Source organism: Pseudomonas sp. HP_01, from assembly GCF_055284355.1.
The window spans coordinates 38,923-59,805 of the sequence record NZ_JBTOPV010000011.1; the positions used below are offsets into that span (position 1 = coordinate 38,923).

Sequence of the window (20,883 nt, forward strand, 5' to 3'; positions counted from 1 at the left end):
CCTGGCCATCATCTGTTCGGGGTCAACCTTCCAGAAGAACGCCAGGTCATACACGCTGCTGATCAGGCCTTCGATGGAGTCGACGCCGGCGTCATGAAAAAACCCGCCACCTTCCACGCCAGGGTGTTGAGGTCAGACAGGTCGAGCTGATCGATCGAACTCGGCGGGATGTCAGCGCAAGCGACGATGTACTTGGCGGCCACGTCCAGATCGATCGCGATCGATTCGTCCATGCCCATGCGGTAAGGCAACGCCTTGATCGCCCGCGCCTCTTTCGAGGTTGGCCGGCGCAGCGTCAACTCGGTCAACGTTTCGCCGTGGGCCTGGATGGGAGAGCTCAATTTGATGGGTGCGTTTTGATCTACAACGGTTTCTTCTTCGTTCACGACCAAACCCCTTTGATGCCGTCAAATTGCAATTCGATGGTGCCTTCTTCGCCGTTCGAGGTGGGTTGCTCCACCATATACGCGCCAGAAAGCGTGTAGACCTTGCCGTTCTTGAACTCGCCGGTAATGGTCATGTTGGTGCCGTCTACCAGCTTCTTCAGCGGGAAACCCGGCGTGTGCACGGCCGTCACCTTGATGAACGGCGCAACGTCTTCTTCCTTGAAATAACCGGGGACCACGGTTTCCCGGGTCTTGTCCGACAGCGGCGCTTCCATCCCGCCTTTCAGGGTCAACTGCATACCGTCGACCTTGACGTAGCAGGTACCTGCAACTTTCTGCCCCATGGCTGGGCCTCCAAACTAAAAAGCCCGCGCGAGGCGGGCTTGGGTGATGGGACAGCCTTACGCCGCGTCGGCGGCGTACTGTTGCCGGAACTGGTTGAGCAACGCGAAGAGGCGCATGCCGTTGATGTAGTCCGGCGGATACAGCACGTTCACGCGGTTCGGGTTGTTGCTGTCGCGCTCGACGATCAGATACTGCTGGAACATCTCCGAGTTCTCGACGTGGCCGTCGTCTTCCATCTTTCCGTACTCGCTGATCAGTTCGCCTCGGATCACATTCGGTGTGACGATAGGCTGCCCGTCACCGAACTGCGTGCCGTCGTTCGCCAGCTTGTGACGACCGTACTTGCTGGTGATGATCGACTTCAGACGACGCACGATGTATGCGCTCTGGTGCATGGTCTCGCTGTCCAGGTAAGAGTCGTCCGGCTGGCCGTACGCGTTCTTCTGGTAGGTGGTGATCGCGCGCTGAATGCGCATGTAACCGCCTTCGAAGTACAGCGTGGCGATACCGTATTGCAGCAGCGACTGGTACTCGTTGATCATGAAGCGGCTGCCTTCCGGTGCCGGGTCGATGCCTACAAGCGCACCCGTCTGGGTCGGCCGGCTGGCATCGGCGGAGATGAACACCGCCTGACGGGCCGCAGCGGCTGCCGCCACCTGCCAAAAAGGCTGGGGAACGCCTGGTTCAAAACCGAAGATGGTGGCGTGCTGGTCGTTGCGCGCCTGGCCTGCTGCAACCAGAACACCGAGCGTGCCGCGCATCGCGCCGAACACATGACCGTAAAGCTGCTTGGCCCACGACCAGCGCCCGCTCATGTCATTCATCGCGACTTTCCACGCATCGAGCGTGGTGGCGTCGGTCCAAGGCACGCACAGGAACTCGAATGGGGCATCGCCGAGAGCGGCCAATGCAGCGGTAGCGTCTGGCGAGCCAGCGCCCGCAGCAAGCGCGGTGATGGCAACGGTCAGACCGGCAGGCGTCACCTCTCCATTGCTCTGGCCCAGTCGGTTGAGCACCAGACTGATGTCGTTCGCAGAGGCACCTTTCCATTTGGAAGTCAGCGTGACGTCGCCGGTGTCCGCCGTTGCCGACACTGGCAGATCGGCGGCGGCGTTGATTTTTGTCGCCAACGCTGCAGCGGCTGCCGTGGCACTGCTACCGGAAGGGATGCTCGCTTGAACGCGATCGCCGCCGATGTACAGGTTGACCAACCCGGGTTCAGTGGCCGTGCCGGTAAACGACACCTTGCCGGTGGCTGCCGCGCCGGTGGCTACTTTCAGCGGCAAGCACCAGATTTCGCCGACCGGATCGTTTTCGCGCCAGGCGCTGTACATGGCGGCGAGCATCGAACCCTGACCGCCGATGGCTTTTGCCTGCGCCACGCTGGACACCAGCGTCAACTTGCCGATCTGTGCTGAGGTCGATGTTTCGTTGACCTGACCGACGATCAAACGGCGCAGCGTGCTCGGTGCGCTGTTTGCCATTGAGTTGTCCATTTCCGCATAGAACAGCGGAACACGGATGTCCTGCGGGATTTGCTGAAATCCTACGCTCATTTGGTCGAGACCTCTTTGGCGGACGGGGTTTTGGCGGGCGCGTCTTCTTCCTTGATTTTCACGTCCTCATCGTTGATGCGGCGGCGCCAGTAGATATCATCCGGCACCTCGCGCCCTTCAGCGGGCAACAGCTCCCCGGTTTCCGGATCCGGCACCGCGCGGCCCTTGGCCGGCACCACGGTAATGCGGTTCATGGCATGTCCTCTTTGATTTGTATTTCAATGCGCCCATCAGGGCCGGGGTATTTGAGATTGCGGTCTGCAGGGTCGATGCAATCGACGTTGATGTCGTAGCCCTCCAGACGCGCAAGCCCATCGAGTTCGAGTTCGTGCCAAGTTTCGGGCGGCTGGCTGTCAGCGTTGCGACCCAGCTGGAATGCAGTCACAAAGGAGTAGCGATAGATCACCAACGCCCGGTCGATCTGCACCAGGTCGCCGCCGTCGTAGGTGATCGGGTCGTATTCAGCGGCGGGCCTCCAGCCCACCAACGCGAGCCACAACTGCGCACGTATGTCGTGCAGCACATCCACCGCCAATTGCCCGCGCTGGTCTTTGGCATCCAGGATGACCACCACATCAAATGCGTCTGTGATGTCTTGCCGGATGCCGTTCTGCAGGTCGTTGTCCGTCGCGTCGTCACCGGTGGCGATGACGAACGCTCCAGGCCGGTCAACCTGCTGGCTGGATTTCACCGCGTCGAAGTCGATACCGCCTGCGACCCGCCCACCGAACACAGGGCAGCGCTGCCGCAGTTGCAGCACCACAGGGGTGATTTTCATAGGTTGCCTCTGGGATCATCGAAGCGCGGCGGCGAAGGCTTGGCGAAGAATGGCTCGTACATCGTTGGCGCTGCTTTCCAAAGCATCGACCATGTAGTTCTGCCGCGGCTCGATTCGCCATGCGCCTGTTGATGCCTGCTTCTTGTGCGACTTTCCTCGCTTGGCGCCGCGGCGAACGCCGTACCAGAGGAATGCCGGATAGAAGGCCTTCATCTCCGCTGTTTTCTTCGGCTCGATCTTGACCATGAATCCCGAGTGACTCACCCGGTAGGAGATCGACCGGCGCAGATTGCCCTTTCGTAAGCCAGGGTACTGACCTGTTTCCGATGCCCCGCGTTTGCTGACGAGCTTTCGGGACCTGGCACGAACCAGAACACCCGCACGCCGCATCGCCTTGCGGATCTCTTTCTTGTCGAAGTCGAGCTTGCCGTAGCTGTCGAAGTCGCCGAAGTGCAAATAAGCTGCAGGTCTAGCCATACAGGCTACCTCCTGGCTGATCCGTGCCAAGCTCCTCGACTTCAAGAACGGTGAATTTGTGACTGCCGTTCATATCGGTTGCACGGCTGACACGGTAAACAACGGCGCCGTGAACCACCTCAAAATCGATGGGCAGAACGCCTAGATACCGCAAGGTAATGCGGTGGGTAATCTTGGAATCGGTCTGCACACTGTCATGGTAAATGGCAGTGCCAACAGGCTCGATGCGTGCCCAGCGTTTTTTTTCTCCACTGAACTGCGAAGCCAGACCACCGCCATCGGCAGGAGAATCTGAGCGCCGCCTCAGGGTAACGCGGCGGTTCAAGTCGCCGGCACCAGGTTCAGACATCGCCATCAAACCCCCATCTGCACACGATAAGGTGCAAGCAAAGACCTCGAACCTTGCGGCAGCGCAACTGCAGTCATCGTCCCGGCGCCGGCCACAACATCCTCGCGGTTGGTGTAGAGGTGCCCCAGGATGAGCAGGCACGCAGCCTGAATCGCAGGAGTGAGTACAATGCCCAGGCTCATAGCTTCTGACTGAGTGATCGCATGCTTAAGGTCGTATTCAGCAATCTCAACCGCAGACAAACGATCATCTTCTTCATAGATGAGCCCGGCCGCTGCTATAGCTGCGCTATAGGTGAATCTGGCCTGGCTTTGCAAATAAATAGCGTCTGCACGCCCTGCCGCCTTAGCGGAAGCATCAGCGTAAAGATGGCGCGCCATGAAGTTGCAAGCTGATTCCTCTGCCGCTTCCAGCAAGCCTTGGATGAGTTCGCGATCATCGTCCTCGGCGCGCAGATACTCGATCGCGAGATCGATACTGATCGCGGACATTGCTTACTCCTGAACGGTCTCGTCCGACTCGATCGGCGGAGGTGAATCTTCGTCCGCGACCAACGGCTCGGTGGGTGGAGCGATTGGCGTTTCCGGTGCATCAGCAGAGGCTAACTGCGCGGCCGCCACTAGTTTTGCGAGTTCGGTTTCGGCTTCATCTCGCTTGCCGATGAAGTCGCCGACTTGGACACCCTGGGCGTCAGCGACAATCCAGCGCTGCCCCTTCTTGGCGACTTTCAACGCAAAGGTCGGGTCAGATTTGGCTGGCAGATCCATCACCGATGCGCCACCTTCTCTCACGATCTGGCAGAGCTTGAGCTGTTCCAACTCCTTCGCAAGCCATACCGGTGCTGCGTAAGGCTCGTTATCAACGTCGCGGATGGTGCCGCGGTCCTCGTAGGCCCGCAGCGGCTTGATCAATACGTCTGGCATATCTCACCTCGATGGGACGGCACCGCCGCCCCATTTCAGGGGTCGGGTTTAAGCAGCTGCAGCGAGCTTGCCGGTGACGAACGCTTCGGTTCGGTAGATGGCGAAGGCCAGGCGCTCTTCGGCGCGTAGCGTGACCATGTTGTTCTCGAAGTCCTTGTCGTTTTCGGTAGAGATCAGGACCTCCACTTCCATGCGGTCAAAGATCTGCGCGCCCAACTTGAAGGCACCAACCAGGAAGTCGTTTGCCTTCATCGCCTGAGTGGCTACGACAGGGCGGTTCCACAAGCGAGCCGCGGTGCCGTCTTGTGGCTGACCGATGAGATAGCGACCGGTGTCGTCCTTGAGCAGATCGATCAGGGCCCAGTCAGTCGGGTTCAGCACGATGCCATCGGAAGGAAACTCAGCCAGCTCGGCTTGCAGAAGAGCCAAGCGCAGGCGGTCGATGCGCTGCTCGCCGGTTGCGCTCCAACCCGCTGGAGCGGCGTAGATGTTTGCCAACGGAACCAGCCCTTGCAGGTTCGCGCCGGCGCCGCTGCCGTAAAGCAGCTGGGCCTCTTCGGTCAACAGCAGCCCATAGCGAGCACGAGCGTCGATGTAGCTTTGCAGCGCCTTTGCATCGTCGAGGATCTGACGAGACGCCTTGAACAGGTGAGCGATGGTGCGGACCGGTGCAGTGATCAACGCGGTGGTGATTTCGGAATAAGGCTTGGCCGCCCCTTCCGCCACGATCGCGGCGTTGTTGGTGAAGCCTGTCTCGCGAACGTACTCGAGCGAGCCTGCTTCGGTTTGACCAGGCGCGACCAGATCGCGAATGGTCGCCCGGCGCACGCCCGGCAGGGCGACAGTGTCCAAGCGCTCGGTAGCAGCGAGGCCGCCGGCAGAGGTGGTGGTAATTGCGGCGCGCGGTACAGAGACGCGACGAGAGCCACGGAAGGACGAGTTGACACCTTCCATTTGATCGCTGGCAACGAACAGTTCGCCAGCGGACTTTGGTGGCTCGTTGCGCTGAGTGTCGCGGTTGGCATTAACCAGCTTCTGCTCGGCCTCAAGCACGCGGGCCTGGAGCTCGCCCTGCTTCATCAGCAGTTCGTCGACCTTGGCCGAAGTTTCCTTGCTCAGGCCCTCGTGGCGATCAACGTGCTTCTGTGCCATCTCGGCATGTGCCTTGAGCTGATCGCCGATGTCCTTGAGGTTGGCCTGGGTTTCCTTGTACTGGGTTTCGATGTCGGCCTCACCGATCTTGCCCATCTGGGCATTCCAGCCGGTATAGCGGGAGGTACCGCGTTTCACGAGCGTGGTCGCGAACCCGACCAAAAAAACCGCGCCGCCGATGGCTTGGGGGGTTACGCCGAAGGTCAGCGGAATCAAGGCAGCGATGGCCAGCACCGCCATCAAGAATGCCGGGGACAGACGAAATTTCATCATGGTGTGAAGCCTCACGCAGGAATTGAGAAAGAGAGTTTTGGCAGGGGTGCAAGGTCGAGCTCGACAGCGCGAGGCCTGTCGGACGAGGTAGCGTGTTGCGTACCCCCGCCAGCAGCGCGCGGCGTGCTGGACTTGAAATTGGCGAAGAGTTCGCGGCGCTCGCTGCGGGCCATCCCCGCTTTTGCGAGAGCCACATCCATGGCTTTGAGCGCGTTGCTTTGCTGGGTCTGCTCGTCTTCGCGTTCGGTGATCTCGTCGGATGACAGCAGTCCGGTTGCGAAACCGAGCTCCACCGCTCGTTTGCCTCGGATGAAGGTCTCGTCATCCAGCATTTCGGTGATGTCCACGACGGCCTGGCCGCTGCCTTCCGCGTACAGATCAGCCATTGCCGCGTCGAACTCTTCCATGGTGTCTGCGGTGTTGCGCAGGTCGTGGCGGTTGCCGACGGCAACGGTCCAGCAGTTGTGGATCATCAGAAAGCCGCTACTCGCGACCTCGCGCTTTTCGCCCGCCATGTAGATGACAGAGGCAGCGGAGGCAGCCAGACCAAGCACCTTTGTGGTTACCGCCTGGCTGTGCTCGCGAAGACGGTTGTAGATGGCCAGGCCTTCGAACATGTCGCCACCCGGCGAGTTGATATAGACGTCGACCGGCTTGTCGCCGATGGAGCGCAGGGCGGCATCAATACGTGAGACGGTCACACCCTCTCCGTACCAGTCCTGGCCGATCACGCCGTAGATGGTGATGGTGTCGTTGGTTGATTCCACGGCGGCCTTGATGGCCGGATTCCATTTATCGAGCGCACGCGGACTCAGCTCGCAGTTGAAACTGCCAGCTCTGGTTTTTGGTTGCATGAGTTAGTCCTTCGAATTTGCCGGCTGATCGAGCCAGTTCTGCAGAGCAGCTTTTGCGGCTTGCCCGTCGTCGCCCCGGCCGAGTTGGTCGATTGGGGAGAGGTTGGTTTGTACGGTGAGCACTGAGGCATTGCCTCCCATCCTTGGGAGGTTCTCCTTCATCCGGCATTCGTCGCGGGTATAGATGCCGTTCTGCACCATCTGCGAATACAGCGTGGCGCGCGCGGCACTGTCAGCCCGCATCAAGCCTTCAATGGAGAACTCCGGATAGATCTGCCGGCGCTGAGCAGGCGTCAGTAACTTGCGGCTGATCGCCTCCTCGATGCGGCGCATGTAACTGCGCAGCGTGAAGGTCAGAAACCGCAGCAGCTTCTGCTCCAGGCCAGTGCCCCAGTTCGAAGCTTTATCGCTGTAGCCAACCAGCGTCGGGTCTACCATGTAGAACCGGCAGATTTCCTCGGCGCTGTATTCGCGAGATTCCAGCAGTTGAGCATCAATGGGGTTGATACCAATTACCTTGGCACTAACGCCCTTCTCGAGAACGGGTGACTTGCCGGCGTTCATCGCGCCACTGATACGCTGAACGTAATCCCGGAAGTCGTCGCGTTGCTGCTTGTTCAGCGTCTGATCAACTTCGAAGGCGACGGTCTGGTGCATACCGTTCTTGAAGGTGGCACTGGCCACGTCTTCAGCCGACATCGCGGCGCCAAAGACATCGGCGCCGTAAGCGATGGGTGAGAGCCCGACTTGCCCGTCCAGAGAGAACGCGGGAATGTGCATCATGTCGCTGCCGGCGATATCGCGTAGCTTTCCGTTCTTCTCCCGGTACCGGTAGAGGAGCTCACCGTTTTCAGCTACATCAAGCTCCACCCGGTTGGGCAGCAAGAATTCAAGCGCCACAATTCGGCCGCTGATGCGGATGATCTCGACGAAGGCATTACCTCGCAGCAACATGGAAGCAACTACGGCCTCCCAGAATTGGACCGCCGTCATTCGGCTATTGGGATTGGTATTGAGTATCCAGTGCAGGTCGTTGTCGCCGGCAACCTCTCGACCGCCGTCCGGCATTCGGCGATACAAGCCGAGGGGCAGCGTGGCGATCGTTTCGGAAATGAGGCGCACACAGGACCAGCAGGCCGCCAGTCGCATGGCCTTGTTGATCGTCACTGTCTTGCCATTGGCAGAAGTACTGCCGACTGTCTGCGCCCAAATCCCGGAAGCACCGCCAGAGATCGATCGCCCCACCCAATCGATGATCGAAGAGCGTGGCGCCGTCACCGCACTGCTTAAAACAGATCGCAGAGACTTAGCCACTGGTCAGTCCCCTTCTAATGAAGGCCGCAGCAACGAAGCACGATGAGGCGGCGGCAAGTAGTGCCCAGCCGACGCCGAGCAGGATGTAAACGCCTGCCACAGCACAGGCGAAGCCCAGCACTGCGATCAGCAAATAAATAATCGATGCTGTGTTCATTCGAATATGGGGTCCCGGATTGAATCCATGAATCGGTCCACGCCGCCATCGCCGACAACGACTTTCGTCATCGCCCGACCGACCGACATGATCAGCGCAACCGCGCCATCGATTTTGTTGTCGTCGCCCTGCTTGATCGGGCGTACGACGTCGTTGTTGCCTGGTAGATGCTTGCCAATTACGTTGGCAATACACCAGGTCATGACCGGGTTGCCGTCATGGTGGAAGCGGCCGGCTTCGATAGCCGCTTCCAGTTCCTTCATGGGGTCTGACATGTTGGTGTAGTTCTGGGTAATCGTGATCGGGCTGAAGCCCTCGTCGTCCAAGTCATGGCTCAGACCCGTAGCACCGTGGGGGTCGATGGGTGATTCGCTCAAAGGGGCGTGATGATTGGCTTCCTTCGTGTCCTCGAGGATCTCGCGGTAATCAATTTCCGCCCCATCGGTCACCTCCAGATGCCCGGAGTTGACCCAAGCCTGGAACCGTTCGGCCATGCGCTTGTTATCGGTGTTGTAAGCGGTGTCGTAAGGGACCCAGAATTTCGGCTTGATGCTGTAGTAATGGGTCTTGCCATCGATGACCCGCCAGAAAAGGCGAGCCCTTGAATTCATGTCCAGCTTGCGGGCCAAGTCGAAACCGGCAATCCATTCCTGGCCCTCGAATTGTTCGAGCGTCAGCGTCGTGTCTTCGCAGGCCTTCCAGCTTTCCATGTTGAAAAAGCCGGCCTTGGCACTGACCCAAAGGTTTAGATGCTTGGTTTTGAACGTATTTGCGAAGCGAGCAGAACGAATCGCCCGTGCCTGCTGGCTTTCCAGATACTCCTGAAACACCGATACGCCATGGTTCGGGTTGGCCTTGGCCAGCATTTTTGGATCGGTCCAGTCGTCCCCTTCGTCCAGAGTCCAGATCCAGCCGAACAGCTCTTCGTCCGGAACCGTTCCGGCCAGCATCTCTACAACCTGGCGCCGCTTGTCGTAGCACGGCCCTTCGATATCCGCGCCCGCAGTGGTGATGATGAACATCAGCGGCTGACGGCGCGCGCCCATACCTGTGAGCATCGTGTCGTACTGGGCCGACGTCGGGTGTTCGTGATACTCGTCGACGATCGCGCAGCTGGGCGACGCACCGTCGCCAGGGTTACCGATCAGAGGCTCAAAACGGCTGAAGTCGGACGGGATATTCATGTTCGAGGCGTTGACCTCAATCCCGGCCGCCTGTATCAACATCGGCGATTTGCTGACCATCAGTTTCGCAGGCCGGAACACCTCCCACGCCTGCTTCTCTGTGGTTGCACCTGCGTACACCTCGGCGCCGAACTCGCCGTCAGCTACAAACATGCTGATACCAACGCCACCGGCGACAACGGATTTACCGTTCTTGCGAGGCACTTCCCAGTAGCTCTCGCGGAAGCGACGGTGGCCGCCCTTTTTCTTGACCCAGCCAAACGTGACCGCCAGGCCGAACAACTGCCAAGGCTCCAGACTGATCAGCTGACGCTTGAAAGCCCACTCGCCCTTTGTGTGCGGCAGGAGCTGCATCAGCTTGAGCTTTTTCTCAGCCTTGATCGGATCGAACTTGTAGCGGAAGCCTCGTTTGCGGCTGGCGGCAAGGTCATCAAAGTGACGTTGCACAGCTTGGTGAATGAAACGGCAGGCCGGCACCTTTCCGCGCAGCAATGACCGACCCCACGCCATCGCCTTGTCGACGTTGGGATGGGAAAGTTTGGGCATCAGCTACTCAATAGTTTGGCGAACTCGTTGGTTTCCTTTTCCTTGTTGCCGCCGATCAGGCGCGTGCGGCTGGCCGGGTCCAGGCCGAGCATCGAACCGAAGGTCACCATTTGACGCATCGTCTCGTTCGCCGCGGTCAAGGCTGGGTTCTTCATGGGGCCACCGGTGGCGCCGGTCACCACAATGCCGTGCGCCTTGATCGACTCCTGCGCCATGCGCCAGTTGTCATAGGCGGTGCAGAAGGCTTCCACGTTATGCAAGTCGGTGATGGCAACCACGTTCTCGCGCAGCAGCTCTGGAACAATCATGTTCCACATCGTGGCGGCCCGAGGGCTGAACCACTCAGGAGGATCTACCTGGGTGATCTTTGAAAACTGGGGCTCGGCGGTGTTCAGCGCACGCTTGCCCGGGTTCCCGGCCAATGCTTTCTTGGCCGTTGGTTTGGGTTTGCGACCACGGCCGGCGACCGTGGCGGTGCCTCCCATCGCGCAACTCCTGAATTTTTAATTTCGCGGGTGTAAAAAAACGACGGGCAGGCGGTGTCCGCCTCGTAAACCCCTGGACTTTCGACCCTCCCCCCGCCCCAAAACGGTGCAGGACCGACGAGCGGTCGGGTAGTTGACGTGCCACACAGGGCCACTCACGTGCCACAGCATCCCGCCACGCCTCACCCGTTGGCGCGTGCAGCCTGCGCCTCGCGCGCCGTCTTCAGCTTGTGGCAGTCGTGATGGATCGCCCTGAGGTTGCTTGGGTAGTCAGTGCCGCCATGTGCCAGCGCCACGACGTGGTCGACCTCAGTCGCAGCACGCACTCGGCCAAGCCGCACGCACTCCTCGCAGCGGCACAGGTAATGATCGCGGGCCAGAATCTGATCTCGCAGCCGGCGCCAGGGCCTGCCGCCACGGCCTGAGCCTTGCCTGGTTCCCCATGCTTTGGCGAGATCCAGATGGGTGTCGCAGTACTTAGTGTTTCGCGTCAGAACATTGCAACCCCGGGCGGCGCACGGTTTGAGAGTTCTCTGCGGCATCTGCGCCTCCGTATAAGGTGTGACGGCTAACCGTCGGTGAAGGTGCGGATCACCATGAGCCCGTCACAAGCCGCCAGCCATCCTAAAGCCAATCGCAACCCCCACAAGAAGGGCAACAGCGATGATCAGGACTGGAACGCCATGCGCGTGCGGCATTGATCCGCCGCGCATAGGCGGCGGCGTAGGTGGTGGTTGCCAGCCAGCAGGCCGGCCAAACCACTCGGTGGTCGGAGGTGGCGGGTTCCGGAGAGGCGGTCTCTGATTGTCCATCGGACTACTCAACGCTGCACTCCGGCCACTTGCAACGCGCAACTGCCAGCGCGCCTGCATAGTCGTGGTCTTCCGGCATGATCATGGGGAATGGTGGATAGCCCGGCACGGTGACGTACCAGGACTTCTTCATCTCGCCTTCATTGCTGCGGAGTACATTGCCTCGCACAGTTGACCAGCTATTCGGCTTCGGTCAAGCGCTGCTGCCAGGCTTCCCGCTTCTTCGTCAGCGCTTCGACGCAGGTCGGCGAGCACAGCGGCGAGGTCGTCTCTTGTCTTGCCTGTGCTGGCAAGGTCGGTAGAACAACGCTTTCGGCTGGCAAGCAGATCGGTGACTTGTTGCTGCAGGCTGCGAGCGCGGTCATCAGAAACAGCAACAGCAGCCGTGACATGTTCAGCTTGTTCGGTGGCATGGTCTGTCGCCTTGTTCGAGTCTTCAGTGAGTTGGCGTTGCAGGCTCAACGTCTTGCTGATCGATGCAGCGCGCGCAGTGGCGACGTCCCGCTCGCCTGTCACGGTAGCCAGGGCTGTGGTCGTGTGGTCCAGCCGGAGGTACAGATAACCAGTCACTGCCAGGAGAACCAACAGCAGCCATGCCCACACAGGTACCAGCTTGAGCGCACCCATTACGGCGACACTCTGTCGACGGCCTCGTTGACCTTGTCAGCAGCCTTGCTGGCAACACCGGCGGCCTCGGTTGCGGTGCTGGCGGCAGCCTCCACCTTCTCCGCGGCCTTACCCGCTTTGTCTGCCAGCGTGTTCAGGCGCAGATCACGCTGCTTCAGCGCTTCGTCGTAGCCAGCGCGGACCTGCGCAACCTGGTTGCTGTACCAACTCGCGAGCGACCATTGCGACGCACCGAATCCTAGCGAAAACGATCCGGCTACCATCAGCAAAGCGATGACCCATACCTCCACCCGACGCCACCAGCGGCGGGCTATGAATTCCATTGCGCATCTGTCCATCAGGCTGCTCCTCCAAGCTGGGACAGCCGGGCGATTTCCGAGCTCTGGCTGGCCACCTTATCTGTGAGTTGTGCGACCTGGCTTGTGAGGGCTTCGATCTTTCCCTCCATACGGCCTACAGCGGCTGCAAGTTCGTTGCGTTCTTTCGCGAACTGGTCGGCCCGGGCGTCAGACTCCTTCCGAGCAGCACGCTCCGAGTCGAGCAGCTCGTTAAGCCTTCGGACAGTGCCGATATCGGCGTTGTCCATGGCGCGATCTGCTGCATCACGGGACAGGAACTTCCTCAACCACAGGAAGCCTGCCAATAGAACAGTCCCAGTACCGCCCAGCCAGGTAGCTGTGCCTGGGCCGAGGTCGGTTGGGTCCATCGTTACCTCGAATAAAAAAGCCCGAGGATGCGGGCAAGACGGAGCATTTGAGACGGCTACAGCAGCACTCCCAGCTTGGAGCGATGGGTGTGGCAGAGCCGAAAACGAAAAAGCCCCGGCAAATGCCGGGGCTCGTAAATGTTTAATGCGGGGATCGGGTAGCTGTTACATCAAAAGACGTTCACCTGAAAAGGCACCATCTGAGCCTTAAAGGTGTTGAACATGAAGGCTTTCGAGAAAGGCTTGGTCTGCGCCTCCTGCCAGAGATGTAGCGCGTCTTTCTTGGCGGCCGCAGGCGTTATGTGATTTGGCTCAATGGTCCGCATCAAGCCGTACGTTGCGCACAACATGGCTACCAAGTGATCCTGATCCTTAATGGCGGACTCGAAGCGAACATTGGTGATACGGCTTTCGGCTCCCATGTCCAAAAACACGTCCAGCTTGGAGCCCGAAACATCAATCTGCTGATAAACCACTTTGCCCTTTTTCATGCTGCTGGGGGCAGTCAGTTTCGCAGTCTTACAATCAACATCGTCACCGATAAATTTCTTCATGCCGGCCTGAAATGCTTTCGCCGTTAGTTGCAGTCCGGGCTTTTGATCGGACTTATCTGAGACGCTTGCATCGTCAAAATCTGCAGGCAAAAGATACTCGACGTCATCCGCCTTCTTTTTGTCAGCCGATGCGGCAATCGGTAAGACGATCAAACTCAGCAAAAGCAGTCGGGCAATCATATCCGGTCAGTCCATTTTCCATTGATTCCGGATGCTATCAACAAATCAGGACCAACAAAAAGCCCCGCACATTGGCGGGGCTTCTGAAGTCTCTCTCATAACACGCAAGATCGACATGATGGGGTTAATTTACGGCCAAACGGCAATCATGGTCAAGCGGCATCGATGAAAATTTGTTCGGCGTCGAAGATGTGGGTCGCATGGATAACGGCCGCCTCCTCCAGTTGCTCGATCCTCTTATGGATTCCTGCTCTCCAGTTGCGGCGGGTGCGCTCTGGGGAAGCATCCACGTCCCATGTGTTCATGTCGTAGAACTCGGCGGGCAGCACGATCATGTCAGTCGAGCGTTTGTCGGACTGGACGCCCTTGAGCTTTGGGATTGCCCACGCCGTCAGCGCCTTATAGATGAACAGCTGCGGTGCGGGCGATGAAATGCGACTCACCAGCCGGCCGATCGCGGCGACCTTGTTCGCCTTGTGCGTTGAGTACTTTGCGACCAGCACGTCCCACTGCGAAGGCTCTAGCTGACGATGCAGCAGCGCGTATAGGCAGCAGTCGTAATCGAACTTGTCACGCGGCGAAAGGGTGCTGCCATTGCCGCCTTGGTGCAGATCGGCGTCAATCAGCTTCTGCCAGGACTGCTTCGTGCTGTTGTCGATGTTGTCAGCGGCCAGCACGCGCACCAGGGTACCCATCACATCTTTGTACATGCCCATCGATCAATCCCCTGTGTAGTTCGATCCACCGGCGCCGCGGCGGTTGTTCTGTTCGTATTGTTCGTGCGCGCCGCCCTGGCTGTGCCGAGCCCGGTTCAACTCGGCGGTGATGTTGCGCAGCTTCATGTTCAATTGCGGGACCAGGTCTTCCAGCGGCAGCGCGGCGCCCGTATCGGCACAGACCCAGCCCGACGCGTTGCATGCAAGGCATTCCAGCTCATAGCTAATACCTTGGGTAACGCCTTTACCGCGGCAGGCCGCACACTCGATCAGCGGTCTCAACTGTTTGCGGAAAGCGGGGCCGTGGCTCTTTTTCATGTCTCAGGCAACTCGCAGGAGTTCCGTGCCCAGCGGCGGCCAGCCGAACAGCCGCCACATAAGCTGTTCCTTCCAGGTCAGCCGACGCTTGAACCCGAAAAGGGTTGTCATCGCGTAGCCACCGTCCACCCTTTCGATTCGCACCGTTCTCTGCCCAAGGCGGTGGCAGAGCTCACGCATCATCATCTTCGCGTTGCCGTTGGGGGTGTCAACGTCATAGGACATCCATGCACTGATGGCGAGGGCTCTATCGATCAGATCGCTGTTATTCATGCTTTTGAAACCTCGCCTATGGTTGATTCTTGAATAGGGTTGCAGGCCATGTGCGCCGTGGCTTCCAGCGCATTACCAGAATCTTCATATCTAAAGCCGGTCAATCCGTGAATCAGTCCAAGCCCTTTCTGATCAAGATGCGCGTGCCACCTCTCCAAGGCATCGCGTTTGCGGCTCATCACGTCCGACTGGATGTAAACCTTCACGTTGTGGCCCATCGCATGGTTGATCAGCAGCTCGCCGATCAGGTGGTCCACGCCCAGGTCTGCCCAGCCAGTGCGCGCCACCTTGCGCAGGTCGTGACTCGTCCACTCGCCCTGCCCCAACCGGCGGAACACTGCGCAGCCCTGCGCCTCACCCAATGCCTTGCCGTTGCGCGCGGGGAACAGGTACTGCCCGTCATAGCCTCGGGCGTACTGGCCGTCGCGATACCGTGTCAGCAGCGCGCACACTTGCTCGGTCAGGGGTAAGTGATGCTCGACACCGGTTTTCGTGTTCTCGGCGGGGATGAACCATTCACGCTCGGCCAGGCTGATATGCGCCCAGCGCGCCATCCGGGTTTCTCCGATCCGCGTGCCGTGGCAGAGCATCATCAGCGCGAGCATGGAATCCAGCGGGTTGGTGTCCATGACCCTGGTCAACTGCCCGATCAGGCCCTCAAGCTGAACGCCGCGCAGTCGTGACGGCTTGATGCCTACCTTGGCCTTGGAGAAGTCGTTGAACCGAATCGCCGCCATCGGATTGGACGTGATCATCCCCAGCTTGGCCGCCTGACGAAATGCCAGGGCCAGCAGCTGAAACACCGAACGGACGTAGTCGATGGAAATGGTTTCCTGCAGGGGCCACATCAGCAGGGTGTCGAGAGTGGCCTTGTCCAGGCCGATCAGCGGAAACTCTCCGAGGCGCGGCTTCAGGTGGCACTTGATCATCGATGCGCCAGTGTTCTTGCGCTTGGCCGACAGATTGCGATCGCGCGACATCCGGTCGGAGAACCAATCCAGCAGTTCGCCTACGGTGTCCCACTTCGACAGACTCGCACCTTCGCCGGCGGCCAGACGCAGGCGAGCCGAGGGCAATGCCGCAACGACCTGCTTATACGTCAGCTCGGGGAACGTGCCGATGGGGTTCCACTTCCCTTTCGATACCAGGTACCACGAACCACCGGTGCGGGCCTTGTTGAAGCGCAGGTACAGACCCTTGTTTTCGAGGTCGCGCACGTCCTGAACTGTGCCGGCCGCTTGCCGTTTGATCTCGGCTTCGGTGATCTTCACCGCGGCTGTGGTCATGCCGACACCGCCTTGGCCTTCTGCTCTGCCGAATCGCGCTCGCCCCGGAGTGGAATCAGCTCGTGATCGGCATAGGCCGTGCTTACGCCCGAGCTCTGCTGAATCACATACCACCCTGGCGAGGGAGCCCGGAAATAGCCTTTGCCGCGAACCAAGGCGCCTTTCTCGATGCGCTCGGTCAGCTCTACCTGACTGCCGGCTGGGATGTCGGCATCGAAGACCTTTGTCAACGCCAAGTCGCCCGGCTGAAATTGATTGCTCACGCGGCCACCATGGTCTGAGTAAGTCGAAGGTAAGCGCGGATCTGCTCCATCGCGTCGAAGTGGCCCCGGCACACGATCGCCAGATAGCCCTGATCGTTCAGCCGGCGGATCCACGCGTGTTGGCTGGCCGACACCGCTGCATCGTTCGGCGCCGTCGCCTTGAACTCGAGGTAAAGGCCGAAGTAGCCCCCGCGCGCCATCGGCAGCACCAGATCTGGCACGCCCGCCTTGACGCCCTGCCCCTTCAGCTTGATGGCGACCAGCTTGTGACGGTGCCCGCCGTTGGGAACGTGGTAGATCAAGGCGGCCACGGCCGGGAGGCTCAGTTCGAGCTCCTTGATCAGCGCGGCCTGCTCCAGACCTTCGCGATCGACCGGCTTGGCGCGGGTGGACGAAGCCTTGAACATCCTCATTTGCCTGCGCCTTTCGCCGGAACCCTCATTGGACCGAAAGCAAATGTGTCTCGCCCCGTGCTGAGCACCGTCGAGTTGTTCAGTAGGGTTTTGAGCTGGGACCAGGTCATCGAAATAACTCCTGCAAATTGGCCGGCTTCACGGCCGTATCGACTTTGCGCCCGGTACCAACTGCGGTTACCAGAGTGATGGCTGCTATGCAGATCCAGATGCGGGAGGCGCTCATGAGAGAAGCTCCTTTGGGATGCAGACCCACTCGCCGGTCTTGTAGGTGACCAGTGCTCGGCAAGCAGCTATGAGGTGGGTAGGTCCATACGACATGTGGTCGTTCAGATACATGCCGTTTTCGTCGCATAGGGCGGCTCCAATGGTCTCCGTATGATCGCAACTGAAGTCCATCAGGAATCGCGAGATCAGCAGACCACCCTGACCCCAGTTGGTGGATGGCTGATATGGAATCTCGAAGTCGCCGCCAACGGTCGGCCGGTGCTGCTGATCGAACCTCAGCCCGTTTTGCTCGATCGTGAGGCAACCGGTTCCGGTGACAGCCCAGTCCAGCGCCATGCCTTGAAGCTCTGCCGTCTTCACCTCCACGAACCCGCTCACGCTGCAACCTTCCCTTCGCTCACCAGAATGTCGATGGTCCGCACCATGCCTTCCATGTGCATCGTGCGGAGTTGATCACGGCTGAACTCGGTCTTGCGGCGCGCGTCGACGGCCTCATGGCAGGCCGAGCACGCCCAGGCCGCCTGCAAGTCGTGCGGCTTCAGGCCGGTGCCGCAGCGCGTCCCGGCCATTCGCAGGTGAGCCAGCACCGTGGTTTCCGGGTTTCCATTGCACAAGCCCGGCACACGGATCTGGCAGTCGCGGCCGCGCGCGGCCTTGGTGAACTTCGTCTGCTTCACAGGCCACCCCCAAACTGGAACTCGACCACGCGCACCTGGTGCGAATAGCCAAACTCCATCAGCAACACGGCGCAGCAAAAGACGCGGATCAGCGCATGGAAAGTCTTCATTCGGCGAGCCCCTGCGCTTTTTTCTCAAGCTCGATCAGCAGCTCGAGGAAGTGCTTGGCCTTTTGCAGATCGGCGATGCCGCCCTTGGCGCGCCAGCGCGTCACGTACTTGATTACGCTCCCCTCGGCGAAGGGAATGCCATTGGCATGGATGAACTCGATGGGCTGAATATTCAGCGACTTGTAATGGTCACCGGACACTTGTGTGTTGAGTGCGCTCATGCTGATGCTCCGGCGCGACGGGCGCGCAGTTCGGCCAAGGCCTTGTTTCCGATATCGGGAGTGCGCCGGGCTTCGGCGCGGGCCGGCAGCGCCAAGGGCATCTTCTGCAATGGCAGACCCTCGATCATTCGGCGGCAGGTGACCACGTAGTTGCGCTCGAACAGCTTCATGGCGAGGGAGGTTTCGAGGCGGTTGAGCGGTTCGAAGCCGCACTCCTTCGCGGTGTGCCAGACAGCCGGATGAGACCACTTTCCCTGCCCAGCCATGGATGGGTGAGCGTTGCGGCAGGCCTCGCGGAAAGCCTTCTCCAGTGGAGGGATGCCGAGCATTTCCGGCGTGGGCTGGCACAGCTTGATGAACTTGCCAACGCTCGGTGCGAAGTCCGAACCCAGCTTGCGGCACTGCTCGATGCCGAAGCGGATTTGCTCAATGCGGGTGATGTTCTCGGCCATGAAAGCTTTGACCCATGTGGCCTTTGCCGCGCCGATGTCTTCCTTGTCAGGCCAGGCCTGCTTCCACGCCGGGAAGATCGCCTTCAGCTCACGGAACAGCTGGTTGATCACGTGGATGGTGCCCGCGTCGATCGTGAGCGACACGACCTCGGCACATGGCACGTTCGGCAGTTGCTGCATGATGCTCGCGACGGACTTCATCACAGATCTCCCATATTTTCAGCCCAGCTGGTGTCATCGAAATCTGGCGCGTGGCCTTGGCCAGCAGCCTTGACTCGCTCACGCTTGACCCACTGCACTAGGCGATAACACCAGCCATGCGCCGAATCGAAAGTGCTCGGGCGGGCAGCGTAGAAACCCTTGAACGATCGAACTGCCGCGTCCGGCACCGAGCCTGCCGGGATGCCGGCGATTGCGATCTGGTCGGCCAAGGCTTTAGCGTTTGGCTCCCACGCGGCGAACATGGCGAAGCGTTGGTTCGGCGACGGGCACTCAGCGGCGGCGAGGTCTTGCTCGGCAATCTCAGCGGCCAAATCGCGCTGCAGCTGCTGCTCTTCGGTTCCTTGATGGTTAAGTGGTGTATTGGGTGCAGCTGCTGCACCCCGTTCTGCGTTTTCCTGCACCCCGTTCTGCTGTGAGCTGCACCCCGTGCGGTTATCTGCACCCCGTTCTTTACGGGGTGCAGCATTTGCACCCCGTTTAAGTTGGAGGTCGTACACGACTGGGCGGCGGTCGCGGCGCTCGATGTAGGCAGCAGCAATGGCCTGATTGCCTTCGGTGATAAATCCCGCCTTCTCCAGTTCATCCAGTTTTAGGCGCACGGTGCGCTCGGAAAGACCGGTGTCGTCTGACAGGGTCAGCGCAGAGGGGAACGCCCCGCGGCCATCGCTACCGGCGTAGTTCGCCAAGCACAACAGCACATGACGGGCAGCAGGGTTTTCAAGGGAAGCCTTCGGCAATGCGAGAGCCCATGACATAGCTTGAACACTCACAGCGCGGCTCCAATGTTCTTTTCGGCCAAGCGTGCGAGGCCTTTCGGGGTAACGAGGGGTTGATATGCCGCGCGCTCGACACCGGTTTCGATATCGGGTTTGAGCGCGGTCACCTTGTGCTTCAGGAAGCCGTCACGGATGCGTGGCTGCATCGCGATCCAGCGAGTCGACCCACCGCGGCGGTAAATCCAGCGATTTGCCTGGAGCCAGTCGAAGAGCTTGGACGGGGCGATGCCGAGTTGTTTTGCCGCGTCGGTGATGCAGATCGCGCCCTCAGCTGCGGCAAGCCGGCGGATGGCTGCGAGCTTGGGTGCTTGAAGCTCAAGCACGCCTAGCAGGCGCTGGGTTTCCTTGGCCTGGTCTGCGGCTAGCTGGAGCGCCTCGGCGTAATTGGCCGGGATGCGTGGGGCTGCCTGCTGCTCCAGTTCGCGCCAGCGGCGAACCACTGCCATGCGGAGTGGTGCGCTGTAGCCGGTCAGCAGGCAGTCGGTGTGCTCGCGGTCCAGCAGGTACTCGGTCTGGTTGCGGTTCTGGCCGTCCAAATAGGTGCGCTCAAAACTGAGCGCATCTATTTTCAGGTCGGCCAGCATCGAGGCGATGTCACGCTTGACGTTCTTGTGCTGCTTACCGGTCAGCTCGGCGATCTCGCGAGACGACATGACCTGACGCGTCATTACTTGCGGCAGGTGGAAAACTGACGAATCACGCGGGGTATTGCTACGGGTGTTCGTGGTGTGCATAATCGGACCTCACAAGTGTTGTTGAAGAAGCCGGGCCGCAATCCCGGCTTTTTTGTGCCCGCGATTTAGGCTGCCTTGATCGATGCCAAAAGCACGTCCAGAGCTTTCTGTGCATGCGCGATCTCGCGCATGATTCGTGCGCGCTCGATCTGGTCGACGCGACCGTCAGCCATTGCACGGTGCGTCTCGACGGTCACCTCGGATATCTCAAGCGCGACGTGCCCCAGCGCCTGGTGAACATCAATCGCTACCGGCTCTTCCTTTGGGACGAGGTCGAAGTTGAAACCGGTCGCCAGCGCCAGCAGAGGACGCATGTCCTGGGTGTGCAGCAGAATCCCGAAGAGGTGCTCGATGGTCAGGTGGTGAGCTGCGTTGTCCGGGTTGGAGCGCTGGAGCAGGCTCACGTGGGCAAGACACATCTTCCCGGCCAGCTCCTCGGCGCCGCTTTCCTTCACCGTCGTGTGGCAGGCCCGCAAGAAATCTTCCATTCGTAAACCCTCAAATTTGTTTCAGTGGCTGCGTGCCAGCACGCGTTG

General features: G+C 59.9%; 34 protein-coding genes. All 34 read right to left on the reverse strand.

What is annotated here, in order from left to right:
* Window positions 1-62: 62 nt before the first annotated feature.
* A complete protein-coding gene (locus ACYAR8_RS08240) occupies window positions 63-347 on the reverse strand; it encodes a phage tail assembly protein (RefSeq protein WP_463579660.1) in 285 nt (94 codons plus the stop codon).
* Window positions 348-382: 35 nt separating this feature from the next.
* A complete protein-coding gene (locus tag ACYAR8_RS08245; RefSeq protein ID WP_074891334.1) occupies window positions 383-730 on the reverse strand; it encodes a phage tail tube protein in 348 nt (115 codons plus the stop codon).
* A 57-nt stretch (window positions 731-787) separates the two neighbouring features.
* Window positions 788-2,287 (reverse strand): phage tail sheath subtilisin-like domain-containing protein, encoded by a 1,500-nt coding sequence (locus ACYAR8_RS08250; protein ID WP_463579604.1) that lies wholly within the window; start codon window positions 2,285-2,287, stop codon window positions 788-790.
* Window positions 2,284-2,481, reverse strand: coding sequence for a DUF2635 domain-containing protein (locus tag ACYAR8_RS08255; RefSeq protein ID WP_463579605.1), 198 nt, complete (start codon window positions 2,479-2,481; stop codon window positions 2,284-2,286). Before ACYAR8_RS08255 ends, ACYAR8_RS08250 begins: the two co-directional genes overlap by 4 nt.
* Window positions 2,478-3,065, reverse strand: coding sequence for a phage tail terminator protein (locus ACYAR8_RS08260; RefSeq protein ID WP_463579606.1), 588 nt, complete (start codon window positions 3,063-3,065; stop codon window positions 2,478-2,480). The genes ACYAR8_RS08255 and ACYAR8_RS08260 overlap by 4 nt, the downstream gene beginning before the upstream one ends.
* 15 nt (window positions 3,066-3,080) lie before the next feature.
* Window positions 3,081-3,542, reverse strand: a complete 462-nt coding sequence (locus ACYAR8_RS08265) for a hypothetical protein (RefSeq protein WP_463579607.1) — start codon at window positions 3,540-3,542, stop codon at window positions 3,081-3,083.
* Window positions 3,535-3,897, reverse strand: a complete 363-nt coding sequence (locus tag ACYAR8_RS08270) for a head-tail adaptor protein (RefSeq protein ID WP_463579608.1) — start codon at window positions 3,895-3,897, stop codon at window positions 3,535-3,537. Before ACYAR8_RS08270 ends, ACYAR8_RS08265 begins: the two co-directional genes overlap by 8 nt.
* Window positions 3,897-4,382 carry a head-tail connector protein gene (locus ACYAR8_RS08275; RefSeq protein ID WP_463579609.1) on the reverse strand — a complete coding sequence of 162 codons (486 nt, stop codon included), beginning with the start codon at window positions 4,380-4,382 and terminating at the stop codon, window positions 3,897-3,899. Before ACYAR8_RS08275 ends, ACYAR8_RS08270 begins: the two co-directional genes overlap by 1 nt.
* Window positions 4,383-4,385: 3 nt before the next feature.
* A complete protein-coding gene (locus ACYAR8_RS08280) occupies window positions 4,386-4,814 on the reverse strand; it encodes a hypothetical protein (protein ID WP_463579610.1) in 429 nt (142 codons plus the stop codon).
* Between the two features lie 48 nt (window positions 4,815-4,862).
* Window positions 4,863-6,239, reverse strand: coding sequence for a phage major capsid protein (locus ACYAR8_RS08285; RefSeq protein WP_463579611.1), 1,377 nt, complete (start codon window positions 6,237-6,239; stop codon window positions 4,863-4,865).
* Between the two features lie 11 nt (window positions 6,240-6,250).
* Window positions 6,251-7,093 (reverse strand): head maturation protease, ClpP-related, encoded by an 843-nt coding sequence (locus tag ACYAR8_RS08290; RefSeq protein WP_074891347.1) that lies wholly within the window; start codon window positions 7,091-7,093, stop codon window positions 6,251-6,253.
* Between the two features lie 3 nt (window positions 7,094-7,096).
* Window positions 7,097-8,407 carry a phage portal protein gene (locus ACYAR8_RS08295; protein WP_463579612.1) on the reverse strand — a complete coding sequence of 437 codons (1,311 nt, stop codon included), beginning with the start codon at window positions 8,405-8,407 and terminating at the stop codon, window positions 7,097-7,099.
* Window positions 8,400-8,564: a hypothetical protein gene (locus ACYAR8_RS08300; protein ID WP_463579613.1), complete on the reverse strand. Its 165-nt coding sequence runs from the start codon at window positions 8,562-8,564 to the stop codon at window positions 8,400-8,402. The genes ACYAR8_RS08295 and ACYAR8_RS08300 overlap by 8 nt, the downstream gene beginning before the upstream one ends.
* A complete protein-coding gene (locus tag ACYAR8_RS08305) occupies window positions 8,561-10,294 on the reverse strand; it encodes a terminase large subunit (protein WP_463579614.1) in 1,734 nt (577 codons plus the stop codon). The genes ACYAR8_RS08300 and ACYAR8_RS08305 overlap by 4 nt, the downstream gene beginning before the upstream one ends.
* Window positions 10,294-10,779, reverse strand: coding sequence for a phage terminase small subunit P27 family (locus tag ACYAR8_RS08310; RefSeq protein WP_282372748.1), 486 nt, complete (start codon window positions 10,777-10,779; stop codon window positions 10,294-10,296). Before ACYAR8_RS08310 ends, ACYAR8_RS08305 begins: the two co-directional genes overlap by 1 nt.
* Before the next feature lie 182 nt (window positions 10,780-10,961).
* The gene (locus ACYAR8_RS08315; protein ID WP_463579615.1) at window positions 10,962-11,321 is read right to left on the reverse strand and encodes an HNH endonuclease; all 360 of its coding nucleotides are present in this window, start codon (window positions 11,319-11,321) and stop codon (window positions 10,962-10,964) included.
* Window positions 11,322-11,595: 274 nt separating this feature from the next.
* Window positions 11,596-11,724 (reverse strand): hypothetical protein, encoded by a 129-nt coding sequence (locus ACYAR8_RS08320; protein WP_369304320.1) that lies wholly within the window; start codon window positions 11,722-11,724, stop codon window positions 11,596-11,598.
* On the reverse strand, window positions 11,721-12,218 hold the full coding sequence (locus tag ACYAR8_RS08325) for a DUF2514 family protein (protein ID WP_463579616.1): 498 nt from the start codon (window positions 12,216-12,218) through the stop codon (window positions 11,721-11,723). Before ACYAR8_RS08325 ends, ACYAR8_RS08320 begins: the two co-directional genes overlap by 4 nt.
* Window positions 12,218-12,556, reverse strand: coding sequence for a hypothetical protein (locus ACYAR8_RS08330; RefSeq protein WP_463579617.1), 339 nt, complete (start codon window positions 12,554-12,556; stop codon window positions 12,218-12,220). The genes ACYAR8_RS08325 and ACYAR8_RS08330 overlap by 1 nt, the downstream gene beginning before the upstream one ends.
* Window positions 12,556-12,924: a DUF3450 domain-containing protein gene (locus tag ACYAR8_RS08335; protein ID WP_037010788.1), complete on the reverse strand. Its 369-nt coding sequence runs from the start codon at window positions 12,922-12,924 to the stop codon at window positions 12,556-12,558. Before ACYAR8_RS08335 ends, ACYAR8_RS08330 begins: the two co-directional genes overlap by 1 nt.
* 170 nt (window positions 12,925-13,094) lie before the next feature.
* On the reverse strand, window positions 13,095-13,658 hold the full coding sequence (locus tag ACYAR8_RS08340) for a hypothetical protein (RefSeq protein WP_463579618.1): 564 nt from the start codon (window positions 13,656-13,658) through the stop codon (window positions 13,095-13,097).
* A 152-nt stretch (window positions 13,659-13,810) separates the two neighbouring features.
* Window positions 13,811-14,374, reverse strand: coding sequence for a hypothetical protein (locus ACYAR8_RS08345; RefSeq protein WP_463579619.1), 564 nt, complete (start codon window positions 14,372-14,374; stop codon window positions 13,811-13,813).
* Between the two features lie 3 nt (window positions 14,375-14,377).
* Window positions 14,378-14,692 carry a hypothetical protein gene (locus ACYAR8_RS08350; protein WP_463579620.1) on the reverse strand — a complete coding sequence of 105 codons (315 nt, stop codon included), beginning with the start codon at window positions 14,690-14,692 and terminating at the stop codon, window positions 14,378-14,380.
* A 3-nt stretch (window positions 14,693-14,695) separates the two neighbouring features.
* A complete protein-coding gene (locus tag ACYAR8_RS08355) occupies window positions 14,696-14,965 on the reverse strand; it encodes a hypothetical protein (protein WP_463579621.1) in 270 nt (89 codons plus the stop codon).
* Window positions 14,962-16,251, reverse strand: a complete 1,290-nt coding sequence (locus ACYAR8_RS08360) for a tyrosine-type recombinase/integrase (protein ID WP_463579622.1) — start codon at window positions 16,249-16,251, stop codon at window positions 14,962-14,964. Before ACYAR8_RS08360 ends, ACYAR8_RS08355 begins: the two co-directional genes overlap by 4 nt.
* Window positions 16,248-16,514, reverse strand: coding sequence for a hypothetical protein (locus ACYAR8_RS08365; RefSeq protein ID WP_074893621.1), 267 nt, complete (start codon window positions 16,512-16,514; stop codon window positions 16,248-16,250). Before ACYAR8_RS08365 ends, ACYAR8_RS08360 begins: the two co-directional genes overlap by 4 nt.
* Window positions 16,511-16,921, reverse strand: coding sequence for a VRR-NUC domain-containing protein (locus ACYAR8_RS08370; RefSeq protein ID WP_463579623.1), 411 nt, complete (start codon window positions 16,919-16,921; stop codon window positions 16,511-16,513). The genes ACYAR8_RS08365 and ACYAR8_RS08370 overlap by 4 nt, the downstream gene beginning before the upstream one ends.
* A 228-nt stretch (window positions 16,922-17,149) precedes the next feature.
* Window positions 17,150-17,533, reverse strand: coding sequence for a phage protein NinX family protein (locus tag ACYAR8_RS08375; RefSeq protein ID WP_074893617.1), 384 nt, complete (start codon window positions 17,531-17,533; stop codon window positions 17,150-17,152).
* The gene (locus tag ACYAR8_RS08380) at window positions 17,530-17,832 is read right to left on the reverse strand and encodes a DUF1364 domain-containing protein (protein WP_463579624.1); all 303 of its coding nucleotides are present in this window, start codon (window positions 17,830-17,832) and stop codon (window positions 17,530-17,532) included. The genes ACYAR8_RS08375 and ACYAR8_RS08380 overlap by 4 nt, the downstream gene beginning before the upstream one ends.
* 106 nt (window positions 17,833-17,938) lie before the next feature.
* The gene (locus ACYAR8_RS08385) at window positions 17,939-18,163 is read right to left on the reverse strand and encodes a DUF3310 domain-containing protein (protein WP_463579625.1); all 225 of its coding nucleotides are present in this window, start codon (window positions 18,161-18,163) and stop codon (window positions 17,939-17,941) included.
* Complete coding sequence (locus tag ACYAR8_RS08390) at window positions 18,160-18,795, reverse strand: replication protein P (RefSeq protein WP_463579626.1); 636 nt, start codon at window positions 18,793-18,795, stop codon at window positions 18,160-18,162. The genes ACYAR8_RS08385 and ACYAR8_RS08390 overlap by 4 nt, the downstream gene beginning before the upstream one ends.
* A 20-nt stretch (window positions 18,796-18,815) precedes the next feature.
* Window positions 18,816-19,592, reverse strand: a complete 777-nt coding sequence (locus tag ACYAR8_RS08395) for a helix-turn-helix domain-containing protein (RefSeq protein WP_463579661.1) — start codon at window positions 19,590-19,592, stop codon at window positions 18,816-18,818.
* Window positions 19,593-19,603: 11 nt separating this feature from the next.
* Window positions 19,604-20,266: a Rha family transcriptional regulator gene (locus ACYAR8_RS08400; protein WP_074893607.1), complete on the reverse strand. Its 663-nt coding sequence runs from the start codon at window positions 20,264-20,266 to the stop codon at window positions 19,604-19,606.
* A 146-nt stretch (window positions 20,267-20,412) separates the two neighbouring features.
* Window positions 20,413-20,835, reverse strand: a complete 423-nt coding sequence (locus tag ACYAR8_RS08405) for a phage regulatory CII family protein (protein WP_463579627.1) — start codon at window positions 20,833-20,835, stop codon at window positions 20,413-20,415.
* Between the last annotated feature and the right edge of the window lie 48 nt (window positions 20,836-20,883).